Origin of the sequence: Dolichospermum sp. UHCC 0259 (assembly GCF_009711935.1) — a bacterium.
In the GTDB taxonomy this organism is placed as follows: Bacteria; Cyanobacteriota; Cyanobacteriia; order Cyanobacteriales; family Nostocaceae; genus Dolichospermum.
In genome coordinates, this window is the sequence record NZ_VIKX01000114.1 from 1 (window position 1) to 15,991 (window position 15,991).

At 39.2% G+C, this 15,991-nt stretch carries 17 protein-coding genes and 2 pseudogenes; 14 read left to right on the forward strand and 5 right to left on the reverse strand.

All coding sequences use genetic code 11. From position 1 onward, the window contains the following. A partial coding sequence (locus tag FJR05_RS08850; protein WP_168643762.1) for a hypothetical protein occupies nt 1-525 on the reverse strand: 525 nt, incomplete at its 3' end. A 63-nt stretch (nt 526-588) separates the two neighbouring features. Next, on the reverse strand, nt 589-873 hold the full coding sequence (locus tag FJR05_RS08855; RefSeq protein WP_168643763.1) for a hypothetical protein: 285 nt from the start codon (nt 871-873) through the stop codon (nt 589-591). A gap of 206 nt (nt 874-1,079) precedes the next feature. On the opposite strand from FJR05_RS08855, the gene FJR05_RS08860 reads away from it, so the two are divergent. Together FJR05_RS08860 and FJR05_RS08865 are read left to right on the forward strand one after the other, a co-directional pair. Continuing rightward, nucleotides 1,080-1,283: a hypothetical protein gene (locus FJR05_RS08860; protein WP_168643764.1), complete on the forward strand. Its 204-nt coding sequence runs from the start codon at nt 1,080-1,082 to the stop codon at nt 1,281-1,283. 2 nt (nt 1,284-1,285) lie between these two features. After that, nucleotides 1,286-1,864 carry a siphovirus Gp157 family protein gene (locus tag FJR05_RS08865; protein WP_168643765.1) on the forward strand — a complete coding sequence of 193 codons (579 nt, stop codon included), beginning with the start codon at nt 1,286-1,288 and terminating at the stop codon, nt 1,862-1,864. A gap of 183 nt (nt 1,865-2,047) precedes the next feature. On the opposite strand, the gene FJR05_RS08870 is transcribed toward FJR05_RS08865, so the two are convergent. Continuing rightward, nucleotides 2,048-2,767: a response regulator transcription factor gene (locus FJR05_RS08870; RefSeq protein WP_168643766.1), complete on the reverse strand. Its 720-nt coding sequence runs from the start codon at nt 2,765-2,767 to the stop codon at nt 2,048-2,050. A 307-nt stretch (nt 2,768-3,074) separates the two neighbouring features. On the opposite strand from FJR05_RS08870, the gene FJR05_RS08875 reads away from it, so the two are divergent. Further along, entirely contained in the window at nt 3,075-4,196 is a 1,122-nt protein-coding gene (locus tag FJR05_RS08875) for a hybrid sensor histidine kinase/response regulator (RefSeq protein ID WP_168643767.1), read from the forward strand. Nucleotides 4,197-4,199: 3 nt separating this feature from the next. Here FJR05_RS08875 and FJR05_RS08880 read toward each other — a convergent pair whose 3' ends face one another. Then, nucleotides 4,200-5,063 (reverse strand): hypothetical protein, encoded by an 864-nt coding sequence (locus FJR05_RS08880; protein WP_254446879.1) that lies wholly within the window; start codon nt 5,061-5,063, stop codon nt 4,200-4,202. Between the two features lie 127 nt (nt 5,064-5,190). Here FJR05_RS08880 and FJR05_RS08885 point away from each other — a divergent pair, with 127 nt between their 5' ends. The 10 genes and pseudogenes from FJR05_RS08885 (at nt 5,191) to FJR05_RS08930 (ending at nt 14,108) form a co-directional block, all read left to right on the forward strand. Next, on the forward strand, nt 5,191-5,421 hold the full coding sequence (locus FJR05_RS08885; RefSeq protein WP_168643768.1) for a helix-turn-helix transcriptional regulator: 231 nt from the start codon (nt 5,191-5,193) through the stop codon (nt 5,419-5,421). Between the two features lie 555 nt (nt 5,422-5,976). Continuing rightward, nucleotides 5,977-6,729, forward strand: coding sequence for a ParA family protein (locus FJR05_RS08890; protein WP_168643769.1), 753 nt, complete (start codon nt 5,977-5,979; stop codon nt 6,727-6,729). After that, nucleotides 6,726-7,640, forward strand: coding sequence for a ParB/RepB/Spo0J family partition protein (locus FJR05_RS08895; protein ID WP_168643770.1), 915 nt, complete (start codon nt 6,726-6,728; stop codon nt 7,638-7,640). Before FJR05_RS08890 ends, FJR05_RS08895 begins: the two co-directional genes overlap by 4 nt. A 238-nt stretch (nt 7,641-7,878) precedes the next feature. Then, entirely contained in the window at nt 7,879-8,967 is a 1,089-nt protein-coding gene (locus FJR05_RS08900) for an alpha-L-fucosidase (RefSeq protein WP_168643771.1), read from the forward strand. 81 nt (nt 8,968-9,048) lie between these two features. Further along, a pseudogene (locus FJR05_RS08905) lies at nt 9,049-9,474 on the forward strand (ISAzo13 family transposase); the annotation flags it as partial. A 76-nt stretch (nt 9,475-9,550) separates the two neighbouring features. After that, the gene (locus tag FJR05_RS08910; protein WP_168643772.1) at nt 9,551-11,242 is read left to right on the forward strand and encodes a transposase; all 1,692 of its coding nucleotides are present in this window, start codon (nt 9,551-9,553) and stop codon (nt 11,240-11,242) included. A 30-nt stretch (nt 11,243-11,272) separates the two neighbouring features. Then, nucleotides 11,273-12,052, forward strand: a pseudogene (locus FJR05_RS08915) (ISAzo13 family transposase); the annotation flags it as partial. Nucleotides 12,053-12,122: 70 nt separating this feature from the next. After that, on the forward strand, nt 12,123-12,302 hold the full coding sequence (locus tag FJR05_RS08920; protein ID WP_254446880.1) for a hypothetical protein: 180 nt from the start codon (nt 12,123-12,125) through the stop codon (nt 12,300-12,302). A 489-nt stretch (nt 12,303-12,791) separates the two neighbouring features. Beyond that, a complete protein-coding gene (locus tag FJR05_RS08925; protein WP_168643773.1) occupies nt 12,792-13,733 on the forward strand; it encodes a ParM/StbA family protein in 942 nt (313 codons plus the stop codon). A gap of 87 nt (nt 13,734-13,820) precedes the next feature. Continuing rightward, the gene (locus tag FJR05_RS08930; protein WP_168643776.1) at nt 13,821-14,108 is read left to right on the forward strand and encodes a hypothetical protein; all 288 of its coding nucleotides are present in this window, start codon (nt 13,821-13,823) and stop codon (nt 14,106-14,108) included. Nucleotides 14,109-14,453: 345 nt separating this feature from the next. Here the strand turns inward: FJR05_RS08930 and FJR05_RS08935 are convergent, their stop codons facing one another. Next, entirely contained in the window at nt 14,454-15,032 is a 579-nt protein-coding gene (locus tag FJR05_RS08935) for a Uma2 family endonuclease (RefSeq protein ID WP_168643774.1), read from the reverse strand. Nucleotides 15,033-15,234: 202 nt separating this feature from the next. Between FJR05_RS08935 and FJR05_RS08940 the strand changes: the two genes are divergently transcribed. Next, nucleotides 15,235-15,975 (forward strand): hypothetical protein, encoded by a 741-nt coding sequence (locus FJR05_RS08940; protein WP_254446881.1) that lies wholly within the window; start codon nt 15,235-15,237, stop codon nt 15,973-15,975. Nucleotides 15,976-15,991 lie beyond the last annotated feature (16 nt).

A 15,991-nucleotide genomic window follows, 5' to 3' on the forward strand; every position in this document is an offset into this window, starting at 1 on the left:
CCCATCTCCCCCAAAATTTTTCGCTCTCCTATTATCTCCTGTCAACTTAGCAATTGTTTGAGCAATAACCTTACAACAATTCCAAGGATGACGCACCACCTGAATTTCTGCAAATCTGATTACACCCCAATTCCGTTCCAAGAAAAAACGGTTACGAATTTTATCATCATCAACATCAATACAGTGGTGAGGTTTACCTGTATTTCCAGTATAAGGTTCATCAATTTCAATATCGAGAGCTAACCCAGATAAATGATGGTAAAAGATAAAATCAGCCGAGTAACGGAGAGGATAACCTGGAATTTCAAACTCAACCGCTTGACAAATCAAATTTCCAGGAAAAGCTGCCAGTAAATGCCGAAAAAACTGCTTTTCACTCACACCTTGCTTGGCTGTACTCTTATCATCTGGTAATGCCACACATCCTTGAAACGAAGCTTTTAGATGCTTCTGTCCTTGATTACCACCAGTAAACCGCCTAGCTAACGGTGGATAAAGAATGATTGGATAATAAGCAGTAGACATAACCAAATAACCACACTTTTTGTAAAAATTTACTAATTCAAAAGCAGTGGAATTAAGTAATAGTTAAAAACTATCCAATCTAATATCTTTCCAAATATCAGAAACCTGCCATCCTGTCTTGCCAACAGAGTGAACTATGGGATTGTCTCGCAAAGGAATATAATTAGGTTCTTGATATTCTATGCCTAATTTTGGCTGTTTTGCACCTGTTAGTTCTTCTATATTATTTACAAAGTCAGGATTATTTGCAAAATCAACTTGCAAATTTGGTTCTTTAGTTTCCTTTTTTGTTTCCTTGTTTATTTTCGTTTCTTGAACGAGCTTTTCAGATTTTTTGATGAGTTTCATATCTCTTTGTAGTTTTAATTCTTGATATTGACAAAATAACGAACAGAAGACACCAAATTAACTTAAAAAAGTGGGATACAAACACAGATAAACCCCGTTCAAGTTGAAACCTATAGTTTTTCTATGGCGCACACTCAAGTTTTCAAGATGGATGAAGTTTAGATGCGCTACCGCGCTCAAATTGATGGCGTTATGTAACCAAAACAATGCAACAACTAACAGTAATTGTAACAGAAAGTGTAACCACACTTAAACCTAAGTTTACTACCGTGATTGAGCAAAATAATCAAGTTACACAAAAGGTGATTTCCGATTTATGCCTCGATGCTAATTTAGATTCAGGCACGATAGCTATTCTCAACCAAATTGAAGCTGAACATAACTACTATCAAACTTGTGGCAGGTGGTAATCATGGTTTTATCACTCGCTCAACAATCTTTAGCAGGATTATCTCAAACTGCTGCTCATCTCTGGGAACAGTTAACCAATTGTCAGACTTCTGAAGAGGAAGCAGCTATCATCACCGCTATTTGGGAAACGCAGGAAGTACAATCAGAAGCTGTTGATATCCAAGCCGAATTGGCATTGCAACTAGATGCAGAAATAGTAGCTATTAAGCAACGACTAGAACATCTCAAAGCCGTGCATCAATCAGCACTATTGAGACTAGAACGCTGGCGACAGAAATTAGATGAAACCATTTTAGAACATAATGCCACAGGAATTATCCCTGAGCAAATAGTTGGTAATTCACTGCGGATCACAATTAAAGAAAACCCACCGAGTTGTGACATTCTTTTAGATGCAGAAAAATTGCCTTTAAAATATCGCAGAGAAAAGACTGTTTACTCAGCAGACAAGAAAGCAATTATTGCTGCTTGGAAGAAAGGAATTCCTGTGGATGGTACTCATGTTGAACGTAAGCGGCGGGTTGTTTATGCCTTGACAGCAACGGCAATTCAAGACTTCCAAGATTCACTATTACCTTAGTTGTTTATTCAACTAATTCAGGACTTACGCAGCTATTGTTGTTGAGGTCAGGAATAGGGCATAGCGCATTATGGTATTGAAGATTTTTCAAATTGCCAATGCCCAGCCCCCCGATTTCCCTAACTCTGAGCGTAAGTCCTATCATTTAGAAAAGTGCTGTAACTAAAGAGCTAAACAGTGACTTCAATTAAGCAAACCAGCCCGTAAGGCGATGACAGCCGCTTGGGTGCGGTGGCTGGCACAAAGTTTATTCAACACACCACGCACGTATATTTTTACACCTCCCAAGCTGATATAGAGTTGATCAGCAATCTCTTGATTGGTGAAGCCTTGAACAATTAACTCCAAAACTTCCATTTCCCGTTCTGTCAGTGGATTGGCTTCTAGAATACTGGCTTGCTCTGGATCAAGCGCAGAAATTGGTACTGTTTGAGCAATATTTAATTTTACCGTAGGTATTTTCAATTGACGAATATGTTTGAGAACAATACGAGCTATCACTGGATCAATCCAAGAATAGCCCTCATAAGTCATATACAGTGCTTCTAACAGCAACTCAAACTTAACCGTCTTGACACAATAAGAATCTGCCCCAGATGCAAAAGCTGCTAAGACCATTTTTTCTTGAGCAAAAGAAGTGAGCATCATGATCTTCGTTTGCGCTGCTGTTTCTGGTGGCATAGATTGTCGAAACCGCTGCACTAATGTTATCCCATCCATATCTGGTAAGCGAATATCAACAATAGCAATATCTGGTTTAGTATTCTGAAGCAATTTTAGACCAGCAGCAGCAGTATTTGTGTCTCCTATCACTTGAATATTCTTTTGCTCATTCAAACAACTACGGATACCTACTCTAGTCAAATTGTGGTCTTCGATAATTACCGCTCTAATATTTGCCATTACCTACCTCAACAACTAGCTAAATGTACTCTTTCTAACGTGGGAAATAGTTGACTACAAACGGCTCAGTCTATCGGTTAAATTTTTTAGGATTCTAGCAAAGTCTACCCATTGATGGAGGCAAAATAAGGTATAACAGCAAAAAATCTATCTATTGATATAGATAAAGCAAAAAATTATATCAAAAAATATGCCTATTGACGTAGGTAAAATTTAAAGTTTTAGTGAAGAAAGTCTATTTAAGTGTTAAGATTCATTAAAGAAAACAAATAGCCAACTTGATTTAAATAAATCTACTGGTATCTATATGACACCTTTCTCTTGGAACTCAAGTTCAACAGAAAGTATCCTTTTGGTAGATGACTCAACCAAGAATGTTTGTGTACTAAAATCTACTCTCAAGCAAGAAGGATACAGGGTAACAGTAACAGATAGCGATAGTGAAGCCTTAATTAAGATTGTCGAATCTCCACCTGATTTAGTCCTATTAGATACGTTCACTCCAAGTATTGATGGCTATGAAATCACTCGACAGATCAAGCAGAATTCCCATTTACCTTTTATACCTGTGTTACTCGTTACCAATTGTGACGAGTCCTCTTTCATTCAAGGTTTACAGGCTGGTGCTGATGACTTTTTGATTAAACCTGTAGAGCAAAATGAATTGTTGGCAAAAGTGCGTTCGCTCTTGCGACTAAAACACAGTATCAATCACCGAGATATAATTACCCAGCAATGGTGCAAAGATTTTGTGATTAATATGACTCACGATTTACGCACTCCTTTAACTTCAGTAATCCAAATGCTAAAAGTGCTGAAAAAAGGAACTTTTGGGCATAATCTCTCAGAAATGCAGGAATATATCCAACAAATTACCGAAAGTAATCAAACATTGTTGGATATGGTTGAAAATATCCTCAACGTTTATCAATATGAAGCAGGTAATAAAGATTTAGAGGTTTTTTCTGTAGATTTGTGCAAGTTAAGCCAAAAGGTAGTGCAGGAACTCCAACCTTTAGCTGCTGTGAAAAATTTGACTCTGACAACAACATTCAACAGTCAACAATCATCATTATTGACAGTTAGGGGTGATAGGATAGAATTATACCGATTGCTGATTAACTTAGTTGGCAACGCTATTCGGTTTACAGATAGCGGTTCAATAGAAATTCAGCTTCATCGCCATCATGAATATGTAACAATTGCAGTAAAAGATACAGGTATTGGTATCAGTGAATCAGAACAAGTAGGTTTATTTGAACGTTTTAGACAGGGCAAACACCAGCGCCGGGGGAATGGTCTAGGATTATATTTGTCTCTTCAAATTGTTGAAGCCCATCAGGGAAATATCTCTGTGGAATCGACCGTAGGGGAAGGTAGTATTTTCACAGTTTATTTACCTGTTTTAACACCTCTAGTGCTAGTTTGATTTTTATGCAAGTTTATACTCTTGTTCAATATGATCTAACAATTTTGACTGCAAAGGTGAAAGATACGGTTTTAGTTGTTTCGCCAATCCTGAGCAAAGCCAATCTACGGAACTATCTCGGTTTTCAATTTGATGCAGCCGTCGCAGTCTCAGACATAGTTTTTGCATAAACTCGCAGTCTTCATCTAACAGTTCTAGAGATTTGAGATGTTCTATTTTCACGGTATACTCAGCATTCCAAGTTTCAACAGTGCAGCTATAGTTTCCAACGTGGGAGACGACACCCCAACAACCACTTTTGCCTTTCAGTTCTGGGTTGTCTTTGGGCAGTAGAATACATACTTCCCCGACATGGTAGGGATTCGGTACTTTGGTTCTTTCTCGGATTTTGTCCACAATATCTTGAACTTGACGACCAGAAGGAATTTTACCACCCCCTTGCTCTACTGCCTTTTGCCAAGCTAAACGTTGTTGTTCTGGTTCTAAAGAAACCAAAGGTCTAACCTGGCGTTCGTTTGTTGGTAAGATTTGGGAGCCATTGGTTCCCACCAGATTGTCAACTACCAACGAACCAGCTATTAAGTAGTTCACATGGCGGTGAGTAAAGCCGAAACGGGAACGACAGTAATTTTCAAAGGTTGAGTGAGTTGAACGGTACAAACGTCTGTCTCGTATTTCTTTCAATGCTTTAGCGGCTGTGTAAAAAGCTTTTTCAACTTGTCTCTCTAAAAATATGCGATCACGCCACTCGTCTGTACTCAGTTCAGTCAGTTCGGAGTTAACAACTATTTCTGTATGGTTAGTTACAGAATTGTTCTGGCTGGGTAGCGATTTCTCATCAGTAGAGATGTTTGATATCTCACTCATAATTTCTACTTCCTATCTCTTAAGAAAAATAGCTATTATTTGATACATTATAAACTGTAAATTTATGATTTATATTCAATAATAAACTGATAGTTTATATTTGAGGATAGTTAAGTGACTCAAGTTGATGAAAGTCAGAAGAACGATAGATATAGAAATACCTGGTTTGGGAAAGAGAATTAGACAAGCTAGAGAGGCTGATAAACGCTCTTTAGCTGAAATATGTCGTCAAATTCCCATGACAACTATGAATTGGTACAAAATAGAATCCGAAGAAACCAAAGCTTTGCCAATTGAAACTTTACAGCGTATTGAAGAGGTTCTAAAAGTCGATTTTGGTATTAATTTTTATGAATAGCTCTGAATAAATCCTTATGCCCTATAGTTAACCAATGTGGCAAAACTAATATTTCTACGATTAAATTTTAAATTTCAACTTAATTTCTAATTGATTAGAGTATATATTGCAACATTTTTCATATATTTAGACCACATTTCCAATTAATCTTTTTCTTTCTTTGTGTATTTTGCGTTTAGTTTATTTTTGAATGTGGCGCATCTTTATCAGAATTGGTATAACCCACCAAAAGCGGTGATAATAAATGATACTCAACACACAAAAAAGCAAGATTTTCTGATTGATCATTCATCGGGGTGAAATTGCAACAATACTTGAGTTCGATGTCAGAAAATCAGTTATAAATCAATTTTTAAAAGAGTTGTTCCCAAGTCTTACCGCTAAATCAGCCATAAACTAGAACTGGATTGAAGTTTACTTCGATAAAATAGGACTGTGAAATATGACAGACTATTTCATGCGAAGTTGTAGAAAATTGTTGGAAAATCTGCGGTGACTATTTTTCAAGGACTTTATTTTTCCACTTAATAACTTGATTGTCAGGGGGGTAAGAATTTGACACGTATAATTACACTTTTTAATCAGTCTGGTGGTGTAGGTAAATCCAGTTTAGCCATGAACCTTGCCTACCATTTGCAGGAGCGTAAACATCGCGTACTGCTGATAGATATGGACCCTCAAGGGTCACTTACAACTTTTATGGGGCTGGATACAACATCACTAAAACAAACTGTTTATGACTCGATTTTACATTCTGTGCCGTTACCAATTCAATCTCAAGTTCATGGTATAGATTTGGCTCCCGCCAATATTAATTTGAGTGCTGCCGAGTTAGAATTAGTGGTAGCAGATATGCGAGATATTCGACTCAAAGAAGCTTTAGAACCAGTTGTCAATCAATACGATTTTATATTGATAGATTGTCCACCCAGTTTGGGATTGCTTAGTTACATCAGTTTGGTAGCAGCTACTCATGTTCTAGTGCCGATTCAGACTCAATATAAGGCATTTTGTGGAACTGAGTTATTATTGAGTACAGTGGCTAGGGTTCGCTCCCGTCCCAATCGTCAATTAGCGATCGCTGGATTTATTCCCACTATGTATGATGGTCGTAATATTCAGGATGCCCGAACATTAGAAGCTATCCAACAGCAATTAGCGACAGTGGGTGTGGTCTATCCAGCCATTCCTCGTTCTACAGCTTTTGCTGACGCATCCGAAGATCATGTCCCTTTGGCAGTCTATAATTCCAAACACCCGGCTGTGCCTATTCTCAAAAAAATTGCACAAGGTTTAGAAAAGTTATGAGTAATAGGCGAGATCGCCCGTATCAACAAATGAAACCCTTGGATATTCTATTTGGGGAGTCTCAAGCTGTAGCTGAGATAGTTGCTATTGAGTCAATTTGTCTCCCATCGCAGCAGCCAAGGCGTTACTTTGACCCACAGGCAATGCAAGAATTAGTAGAGTCCGTGCGGCAGCATGGGATTTTACAACCAATGTTAGTTCGTTCCCGTGCAGATAATAAGTATGAATTGGTAGCTGGAGAAAGACGCTATCGAGCCGCAAAGGTAGTTGGTTTGACTGAAGTGCCAGTTGTAATTCGAGAACTCAGTGATCAAGAAGCCATGCAGCTTTCTTTGATTGAGAACCTCTGCCGTGAGGATTTGAACCCAGTTGAGGAAACTGAAGGTATTTTGCAACTTTTAGCATTACACTTAAATAGCGACATTATAGATGTAACTTCTCTGCTGTATAGAATGAAAAATGCAGCAGACAAGCAAGATGAATCTAGGCATAACGTTATGCCTAACTCGGAAGCTCAAGTAGTGGAAGAAGTGTTTACGAGTTTAGGCTTAATGACGTGGGAATCTTTTATCAAAAATCGTCTGCCATTATTAAACTTATCGGACGATGTGTTAACGGCACTGCGTGAAGGAAAAATTGCTTACACAAAAGCGAAAGTGATAGCTCGAATTAAGGACGAGACGGTACGCCAGGAATTACTAGCAGTGGCAATTGCCGAAAACCTGTCTCTCACTCAAATTCAGTCACGGATTAAAGCTATATCATCTACTTCAGATCCTGACGAACGCAAAGAGCGGGTAGAAGGAACAATGCGGCGAGTGAAGCAAGCAAAGGTTTGGGAAAACCAGCAAAAGTGGAGTCGTCTGGAAACACTCTTAGCACAAATAGAGGAATTGCTTGTTCAGGAATAATGTTGTAACTGAAAAGCCGATACCAATAAAAACATAGCAGGTATCGCCATAACTACCAATCTGTCAGTGTGAACTTAAACGACTGTTAGATTATACTTTGACAAGTTTTCCGGTATGCCTAAAGGGAGCGTGTCTTTAGAACTGAGATGTAAGCAACTCGTGCAGTTTGGCGAGTTCACCTGGTTATGTCAAATTTGCTGACTATCGTTTAATGTAGAAAACTAATTTAAATTTCATCATGAGTACATGGTTTGATACAGCACGATTGGGGATGTTTATTCATTGGGGTCATAGTTCCCAACAGGGACGTGAGTTATCTTGGCCTATGGTTGGAGGTGTATTCAGTCTTCCTTTCTGCAAAGATATTCCGGTTGAAGAATATTATCGTACAGTCGATACTTTCAATCCTCAAGATTACAATCCTCAAGAATGGGCATATTTAGCCAAAAATTTAGGAGTAGAGTATGTCGTATTCACTACTAAACATCATGATGGTTACGCTCTATTCCATACCCAAGAATCAGATTTTTCTATTGCATCTGCACCTTATAAAAAAGACATTGTTCGTGAGTATATCGAAGCTATGCGCTCTGTAGGATTGCGGGTTGGGCTTTATTTTTCACTTTCAGACTGGCATTATCCTGATTATCCGGCTTTTACTGAAGCTGATAAACCTTATCGGTTTGAGCAATTGCCCCAACCCACACAGCAACAGTGGGAGCGATATATTCAGTTTATGTTCAATCAAATCCGAGAATTATTGACCAACTACGGTCAAATTGACATTTTATGGTTTGATGGGAGTTGGGAAAGGACTCCAGAGCAATGGCAGGCTCAAGAATTGGCAAAAATGATTCGTCATTTACAACCCGATATTCTCATTAATGATCGCTTACCAAATTGTGGAGACTTTGCAACTCCTGAGCAATTTATTCCATCCCAACCTCCGGCTCATCTGTGGGAAACCTGTCTGACTATTAATGAAAGTTGGGGATATAACCCAGATGATCATCACTTCAAATCCTCTCGGCAACTGATTCATACATTGTGCGAAGTGGCAGCTAAGGGCGGTAAACTTTTACTGAATATTAGTCCAATGGGCAATGGACAAATTCCACCTGAGCAGTTAGAGCGTCTAGAAGATATAGCTAAATGGATGTCTCAGCATTCTGAAAGTATACTCAATACAACACCAGGACTAGAACCCTGGCAATTTTATGGTCCCTCAACCTGTAAGGACGTTCGCGCTTCGCGTGCCGAAGACGATGCTCCAAAGGAGTTGCCTAAAGGGCATCGCATTTATCTACACCTATTAATGAAACCTTAGAGAACTCCACAGAAAGATTGATCCTATAATGAGAGAAGATAATCTCAGTGTGCAGCCGGCCTAATGCGTCCAAAAACTATCATTGAACTCACGGAGAACCTAAAATCTCTGTACATAAAAACAGCCAAAAGACTCAAGGGAAGTGACCGAAGACAATTCATGGCAGAAGTAGTCAAAGGATTGGGTATAGGTGGACAGACTTTAGTAGAACGGGAGTTAGGATGGAATAGACGTACCATCAGGAAAGGGATGCAGGAGTTGGAGAGTGGTCAGACGATTATTGATGGTTTCGACCGGAGTGGACGCAAGGGGGCAGAAGTAAAATTACCGAACCTATTGAAGGATATGAAATCCTTAGTAGACCCACAAAGTCAAACTGACCCCAGCTTTAAGAGTATAAGGTTGTATACACGGATAACGGCAAGTGAAGTCCGTCGTCAACTAATTGCACAATATGGTTACACGGACGAAGAACTACCAACATCTGAAACAATTCGTCGAAAATTGGTATCGGCTCAATAAGTAGGGGTAACAGAGAAAAATAAGTGCAAAGAGGTACACACAGTGTCATAGAATGGGAGGCATGACACAAAAAATTATTGAGAGTGACAAATCAATATCAGATTTACTGCAAACCATCGAACCAAAAGGGATTGCAGACGAATCAATGCGTCATACAGTAGAGGTATTACTGAACTTAATAGAGCAATTACAATTAAAAGTCAAAGGCTTAGAGTCAGAGAATCAACGGTTAAAAGATGAAAATAACCGCTTGAAAGGAGAACAAGGTCAACCAGACATAAAAGCCAAGAACAAGAAAGGGTTTGAAAACAAACACTCATCAGAGAAAGAAAGGAAAACGCCAAAACAGCACTCCAAGGGCAGTAAAAATCAAGCAATTAAAATAAACAGAGAAGAAATACTAGAATACCCCCAAGACAAACTACCAGCAGACGCACAGTTTAAAGGGTATGAAGAAGTAATCATCCAAGACATCATCCTGAGAACCGACAACGTACTATTTCGGAAAGAGAAATACTACTCACCCTTAGAAAAGAAAACCTATTTGGCAGAACTGCCAAGCGGTTACGAAGGAGAATTCGGTCCAGGAATAAAAACCTTAGTTATCAGCTTGTACTACGGGGGCAACATGACCCAAGGCAAGTTGTTAGAATTCTTAGAGGATATTGGTATTTTCATGTCAGCGGGGTATTTATCTAATCTACTGATTAAAAACCATGCTGATTTTGAAACAGAAAAAACAGAAGTATATTCAGCAGGACTAGAGAGCAGTCCTTGGCAACACTTCGACCAAACTGCTGCCCGCGTTGGTGGGGTCAACCATACCACCAATGTCATCTGTAACCCTTTATATACAGTCTACTTGACAACTCCCAAGAAAGACCGATTGACCGTACTCAAAGGCTTGCAGAATACCAAAGAACTGGAGTTTATTTTCAATCAATTTACTTATGAGTTACTGATAAATTTCCCACTACCGAATAAATATAAAGACGCTCTCCAACTATTACCGCAAGAAACCGTGTTGAACTCCGAACAGTTTCATGCCCTACTGGATAGCTATCTACCCAAACTGGGTTCTCAACAACGAACTCGAATCATGGAAGCTGCAGCTATTGCCTTCTATCATCAACAAACTAATTGGCCAGTGGTGCAAACTCTCGTCTGTGATGATGCTCCCCAATTCAAGTTATTGACTGATAATATCGCTTTGTGTTGGGTGCATGAGGGACGACATTATAAAAAGTTAAGTCCGGTTATTGCTTGTCATCAAACGATTTTAAAAGATTTCCTGGATAATTTCTGGAAATATTACCGGAAATTATTAGCTTATCGAGATTCTCCTTGTCAGGAGCAAGCTGACGAACTCAGGTCGGAATTTTGGACGCTTTTTTCTACAGAAAGTGGTTATCAACAGTTGGATGAGCGAAAACGATTAACGCTGCTGAAAATTTCCGATTTGCTTTTAGTATTAGAGCATCCTGAATTGCCTTTGCATAATAATCCGGCGGAGTTAGCTGCTAGGACGATGGTGCAACGACGTAATATTAGTTATGCAACTCAGACTGTTGAAGGTACTCAGGCTTGGGATACTTTTATGTCTCTTGTGGCTACTACTCGTCAGTTGGGTATCAGCTTTTTTGAATATATCCGTGACCGGATTTCTCAGGTTGGGAATATTCCCTCTTTGGCAACTATTATTCGGGAACAATCTGCTCTCAATTCTTTTGGTTTGTCATGGATGCCTGAATAACTCTTTCCCCGATATATTGAGGGGATACGAAAATTGAATGATTTAGGCTATACCTTAAAAAGAGTCCTGAAAACCAAGCCTATCAAGAAAATTCCCGAAACAGAAGCAATTTTTGAACAAGTTGAGCAGATTAATACTGAAGCAGATCATGACCCTCATACTCTGCGGATATCTATTGATGCAAAGGTGGCAGTCAAGGTGGGAGAATTTGACCGAGGTGGTACAACTCGGATGCCAACGGTCTCATTAGACCACGACTTTCCGACTGAGACAACTCTGATTCCCTATGGTATTTTTATCCCTGAGTACAATGAGTTATTTTTATTCTTCGTTGCTTCCAAATTAACTGCTGATTGTATTGTTGACTTACTTGAAAGCTGGTGGCAAACTGTCAAACACCGTTTTACTCACATTCAAAAACTGGTAATTAATCAGGATAATGGACCGGAAAATCATTCTCGTCGGACTCAGTTTATGAAGCGGATTGTCGATTTTTCCGCATCATCTCAATTGAATTTACAACTCGCTTATTATCCGCCTTATCACAGCAAATACAACCCCATAGAACGTTGCTTTGGTTGGTTGGAACAGCATTGGAATGGTAGCTTACTTGATTCTGTTGAAACTGTCCTGAATTTCGCTCAAACTCTCACATTTAAGGGTAAAAATCCTGTTGTCACATTGGTAGAAAAAGTCTATTCCACAGGAGTTAAACTCACAACTTCTGCTATGGAAGAACTGGAAACACAGATTCACCGCCTTCCTGATCTCAAAAAATGGTTTGTGGAAATTTTTGCTAACCCAGTATAGTTATTGGATCATCTTTTTTGTGGAGTTCTCTTATGAAACAATATCGGTTAGAGGTGTGCCAATCAAACGAGTGAAATCAGTATCTGTTCTTGCTGACGGTACAGCACTTACCTATACAAGTCGCTGTGCAATTATGGATTCCCTCTTCAATTCTGACCCACTGGGGGAATTAACAATTTGTGTACCTGAATCAGTAATCAATTCTTTCGCTACAGTGATTGCTATTGATATCAATTCCTCTTTAACCTAAAAGGCAGTCCAAGAGTCCAAGAGTGTCTCAAGGATGCAGAATTTCTTTGAGCCTGCGCTCTTTCGTGGGCAATGAAAAGGTATTGTCAATAATCAGCGATCGCACTTCCATAATTTATTTGATTGGGTGGTAGAGTCCATCATTGCTACTCGCACGCAATATTATACCTTCGTAAAATTACTAAAATTGATTTAGGGTACACGTAGGTGTTTTATGGGGGTTATATATACCCCAAAAAGAGATTATAGACTTGTATTTATTTCCTTTGACTCCTATATATAACCTGCTTATAACCTGTGTAGGGGTTAAATAGGGTCTATATTGCTAAAATAAAATAATTTGGGGTATATGTAGGGGTTACTTATGGGATAAATATACCCTAACGCGAAAATTGAAAATAATTAAACTTTTAGCCCCTATCTAGGGTATATATAGGAGATACTTAGGGTATTTTTGTGCCACCCTTTTTTTGTATCCCACTTGACCCCCATGTCTAACATTCACGCCTTGCAAAAAATCTTTCCAGCAGGATTCGATAATGGTTACGGTAGTCTGAAACTTTTCGTCGATGGATTTGAAGTCATTCGTATCCCCAGTTATATTTCTACAGCCGAGATGGAAGATGTCCCAGGAAGAATTGTTTTAGATGGTGCAGCTTACACCGTGGGAGAATCTGCTTTTCGTACAGGTTATCATTTTGACCGCAACACGGACCACAACGAAAACAAAATTAAAAATGCACTGTTGATGTTATTTGGTGGATTAGCACATTTGCCACATCGTAAAGCTTGGCATTTAAAATTAGTCGTCAGCTTACATGACATAGGATTGGCAAAAGATTTAAAACAAGCGCTCAACGGAGAATATCAACCAATACTTGCGGGCAAAAAATCAGATGTCACCCTTGAAATAATCAAAGTTGTGCCAGAGGGAATGGGTGCATTGTTTGGGCATCAACTTCCACCCAAGCTTACTGTCCTAGATTTTGGGAATGGAACCACACTTTATTCTCGTTACAACCAGGGAAAGCGAGAAGTTCATACTCCCTACCCCGCAGGTGTAGAAGTTCTCATCGAAGATATTGCCGAAAAAATGAAACGTCTCAACGGAGGGAAAATCGGCAACACCTCCCAGATTCGATTTTGTTTGGAAAGGGGACATACCAAGTACAGTCGTGACATTGACATCAAAGATATCTACACCAATTGTTTGAAAGATTGGTATGAAAAATTCTTAAAGAAACCCGTAAGCCTGACACTAGATGCCAAGCACCAAGGGGATGAAATTTGGGCAATTGGTGGTGGCTGTTTGTTACCTGGATTTAAGAAGCTATTGGAGAAGAACGGGTTTAAAATTCTGGACAATCCCGTAGAAGCCAATGCCTGTGGATTGCTAGAGATGGCAAAAGCCATGATCAACAAGAATCTGTAGTCCTCCTGATTTACCGCCCCTGGCTTGAGTTTGAGGGGTAATAATGCGCGAATTTTGAATCAACCAATTTGAATGGGAACGAAGCCAATGACACCGGAAAAAGTTCGGATTAAAGATAGCTACCGAGAACGCATATTTGCCGAATCACAGCAACTAGATAAAAGTTACTTAGAGACGCTTTACTTTATTATTGATTGCTATTTTGCTTTTAAAAAGGGGGCATTCCCCATGCAACAAATAGTTACACATACCCCAGCTTTCACCCCGATTGCTACAAACCCAAGCCAACAAGACCAGCCCCCTTCAACTCCATCATTACCAGAAAATCCCAAAGATGCTGATGGCGAAACATTTACCCTTGATTTTGATTTGTAACTATTAAGCTGTTACGCATTTGCTTTTTTGCCCAAAAGCCTTATTAGAAGGACTCTATGTGACTTGAACCCCCATAATTTGAGCCAAATTGTGAACCATAACATGAGCCATAAGTAACGCCAAATTAAGCTTTTCGAGCAATAGCAATATAAAACTTTGTAGGCAGGGGGCTTTCTAGCAGGGAGCAGGGGGAGGAAAAGTCGTTTTGATTTGGTAAAATTGGATAGCGTACCCTACGGGATCTTGCTACGCGGAGCGTCCCGGAGGGAACTAGCGCTGCTGCAAGCAGTTCATCTTTTTTGTGGAGTTCTCTTAGCTGCGTAACAGCTTAGAAATACTAGCGATTTATCCTAATTCCTCAAAAACAATATCCTCATAAACCGACTCAATGGGAAAACTTAAATCAATACTTCGTAGCTCGATATTATCCCCCGACTGATAATTAAAAATTTCCCAATTACCGCGATCATTTTTGCGGTATAAATCAATCGCTATTTTCTCAGCATCAACCAAAACATAATCTTGCAAACTAGGATTGCGACGATACAGTCTAAATTTATCCCCTCGGTCATAACTGGCTGTACTGGGAGATAAAACCTCGATAATTAGACAGGGATATTGAATGGCTTGGATTGCAGTCCTATCTCTCTCGTCGCAAGTAACGCTCACATCAGGATAAACATAATCTTTCGTTTCAACAATATTTACACGACAATCGGAATTACCAACCTGACAACCACTGCCCCGTAAATGACCTTTAACAATGAAAATAATATTACTAGCAATTCGGCCATGATTTTGAGTTCCCCCACTCATAGCGTAAAGTTCACCATTAAGATACTCATGGCGCAGCAGTTGTTTTTCTTCCCAGACGAAATATTCTTCAGGTGTTAACTTAGGAAACTTATCTTTTACAGCAATCATTTTTTGTTACCTCATCTGCGCTCAACACAAATTAAAATCGCTTTCATTAACAATACCTTAGTTAGCTTTTTTGTATCGGCTTCCTTATCCACTCATTTTTGCTAGATTTACCCTTAGTTACCGCGCCAAGAGTAAAATATCCACTTGGATGATTTCACTGGGTGTAATTCCATGCCAGGATAAATATTAGAAGTGCGATTCGTTGTTAGATCAGCTATCTAATAGATTACTGGTAATGGATTTAACTACTAGGCTTATAGAAGGTTCTGGACTGAGTATACCTATCTTTGATGGGTCGTACAACAATGGCAAGGGGAGATATCTATCTGAACCAGAAATTATCAAAAATTCCCTATTAGCACAAATATTTGAGCCATCAGAATTGCCATCTCTCCTCCTGGTGAAAATTGACAGTAAAAATCCAGATGCTAACCATTTAAGACAAAGAACATTTACAGACGGAATTAAACGCAAATTAGCCTTTAGTTCAGGCGATAATTATTACTTCGCTGATGATGCACTGCGGAAAAAAATTAAACGGTTATTTGCCACAGAACCAGATACCGCTTGTCGTTATGGTTCATTATTAGTTAGTAATTGCTATAAAGGTTCAGAAACATTTACCAACTTACGAGTCAAAATCGTAGACTTTACAGACCCACAATATGCTGATTACAAAACCGGAGACTGTCACGGCAAGATTTCACCGCGACTAGCTAAACAACTGGGAGGAGAACGTAATTGTCCACTCCAATTTCGATTTGCATGGATGAAATCTTGGGCTGAAAGTGATAACTCACAAGCTCCAAAAACCAGCTTTTTAGCGAAAGGAACTTTTTTACCAGATGCTAAATTAACAGATGCTGAAGGTTACGATATTGTTATGGATCGTTCCTCAATTAAAGTAGTTTTTCACTCTCCCCCCACTTTCGAGAGTTTATAGGGTAGGTAGAAGTAGG

Excerpts from the sequence above, each read along its gene's own strand:
- FJR05_RS08855 (WP_168643763.1), bottom strand. The coding sequence starts at position 873 with ATGAAACTCATCAAAAAATCTGAAAAGCTCGTTCAAGAAACGAAAATA.
- FJR05_RS08860 (WP_168643764.1), top strand. The coding sequence starts at position 1,080 with ATGCAACAACTAACAGTAATTGTAACAGAAAGTGTAACCACACTTAAA.
- FJR05_RS08865 (WP_168643765.1), top strand. The coding sequence starts at position 1,286 with ATGGTTTTATCACTCGCTCAACAATCTTTAGCAGGATTATCTCAAACT.
- FJR05_RS08870 (WP_168643766.1), bottom strand. The coding sequence starts at position 2,767 with ATGGCAAATATTAGAGCGGTAATTATCGAAGACCACAATTTGACTAGA.
- FJR05_RS08875 (WP_168643767.1), top strand. The coding sequence starts at position 3,075 with ATGACACCTTTCTCTTGGAACTCAAGTTCAACAGAAAGTATCCTTTTG.
- FJR05_RS08880 (WP_254446879.1), bottom strand. The coding sequence starts at position 5,063 with ATGAGTGAGATATCAAACATCTCTACTGATGAGAAATCGCTACCCAGC.
- FJR05_RS08885 (WP_168643768.1), top strand. The coding sequence starts at position 5,191 with ATGAAAGTCAGAAGAACGATAGATATAGAAATACCTGGTTTGGGAAAG.
- FJR05_RS08895 (WP_168643770.1), top strand. The coding sequence starts at position 6,726 with ATGAGTAATAGGCGAGATCGCCCGTATCAACAAATGAAACCCTTGGAT.
- FJR05_RS08900 (WP_168643771.1), top strand. The coding sequence starts at position 7,879 with ATGAGTACATGGTTTGATACAGCACGATTGGGGATGTTTATTCATTGG.
- FJR05_RS08910 (WP_168643772.1), top strand. The coding sequence starts at position 9,551 with ATGACACAAAAAATTATTGAGAGTGACAAATCAATATCAGATTTACTG.
- FJR05_RS08925 (WP_168643773.1), top strand. The coding sequence starts at position 12,792 with ATGTCTAACATTCACGCCTTGCAAAAAATCTTTCCAGCAGGATTCGAT.
- FJR05_RS08930 (WP_168643776.1), top strand. The coding sequence starts at position 13,821 with ATGACACCGGAAAAAGTTCGGATTAAAGATAGCTACCGAGAACGCATA.
- FJR05_RS08935 (WP_168643774.1), bottom strand. The coding sequence starts at position 15,032 with ATGATTGCTGTAAAAGATAAGTTTCCTAAGTTAACACCTGAAGAATAT.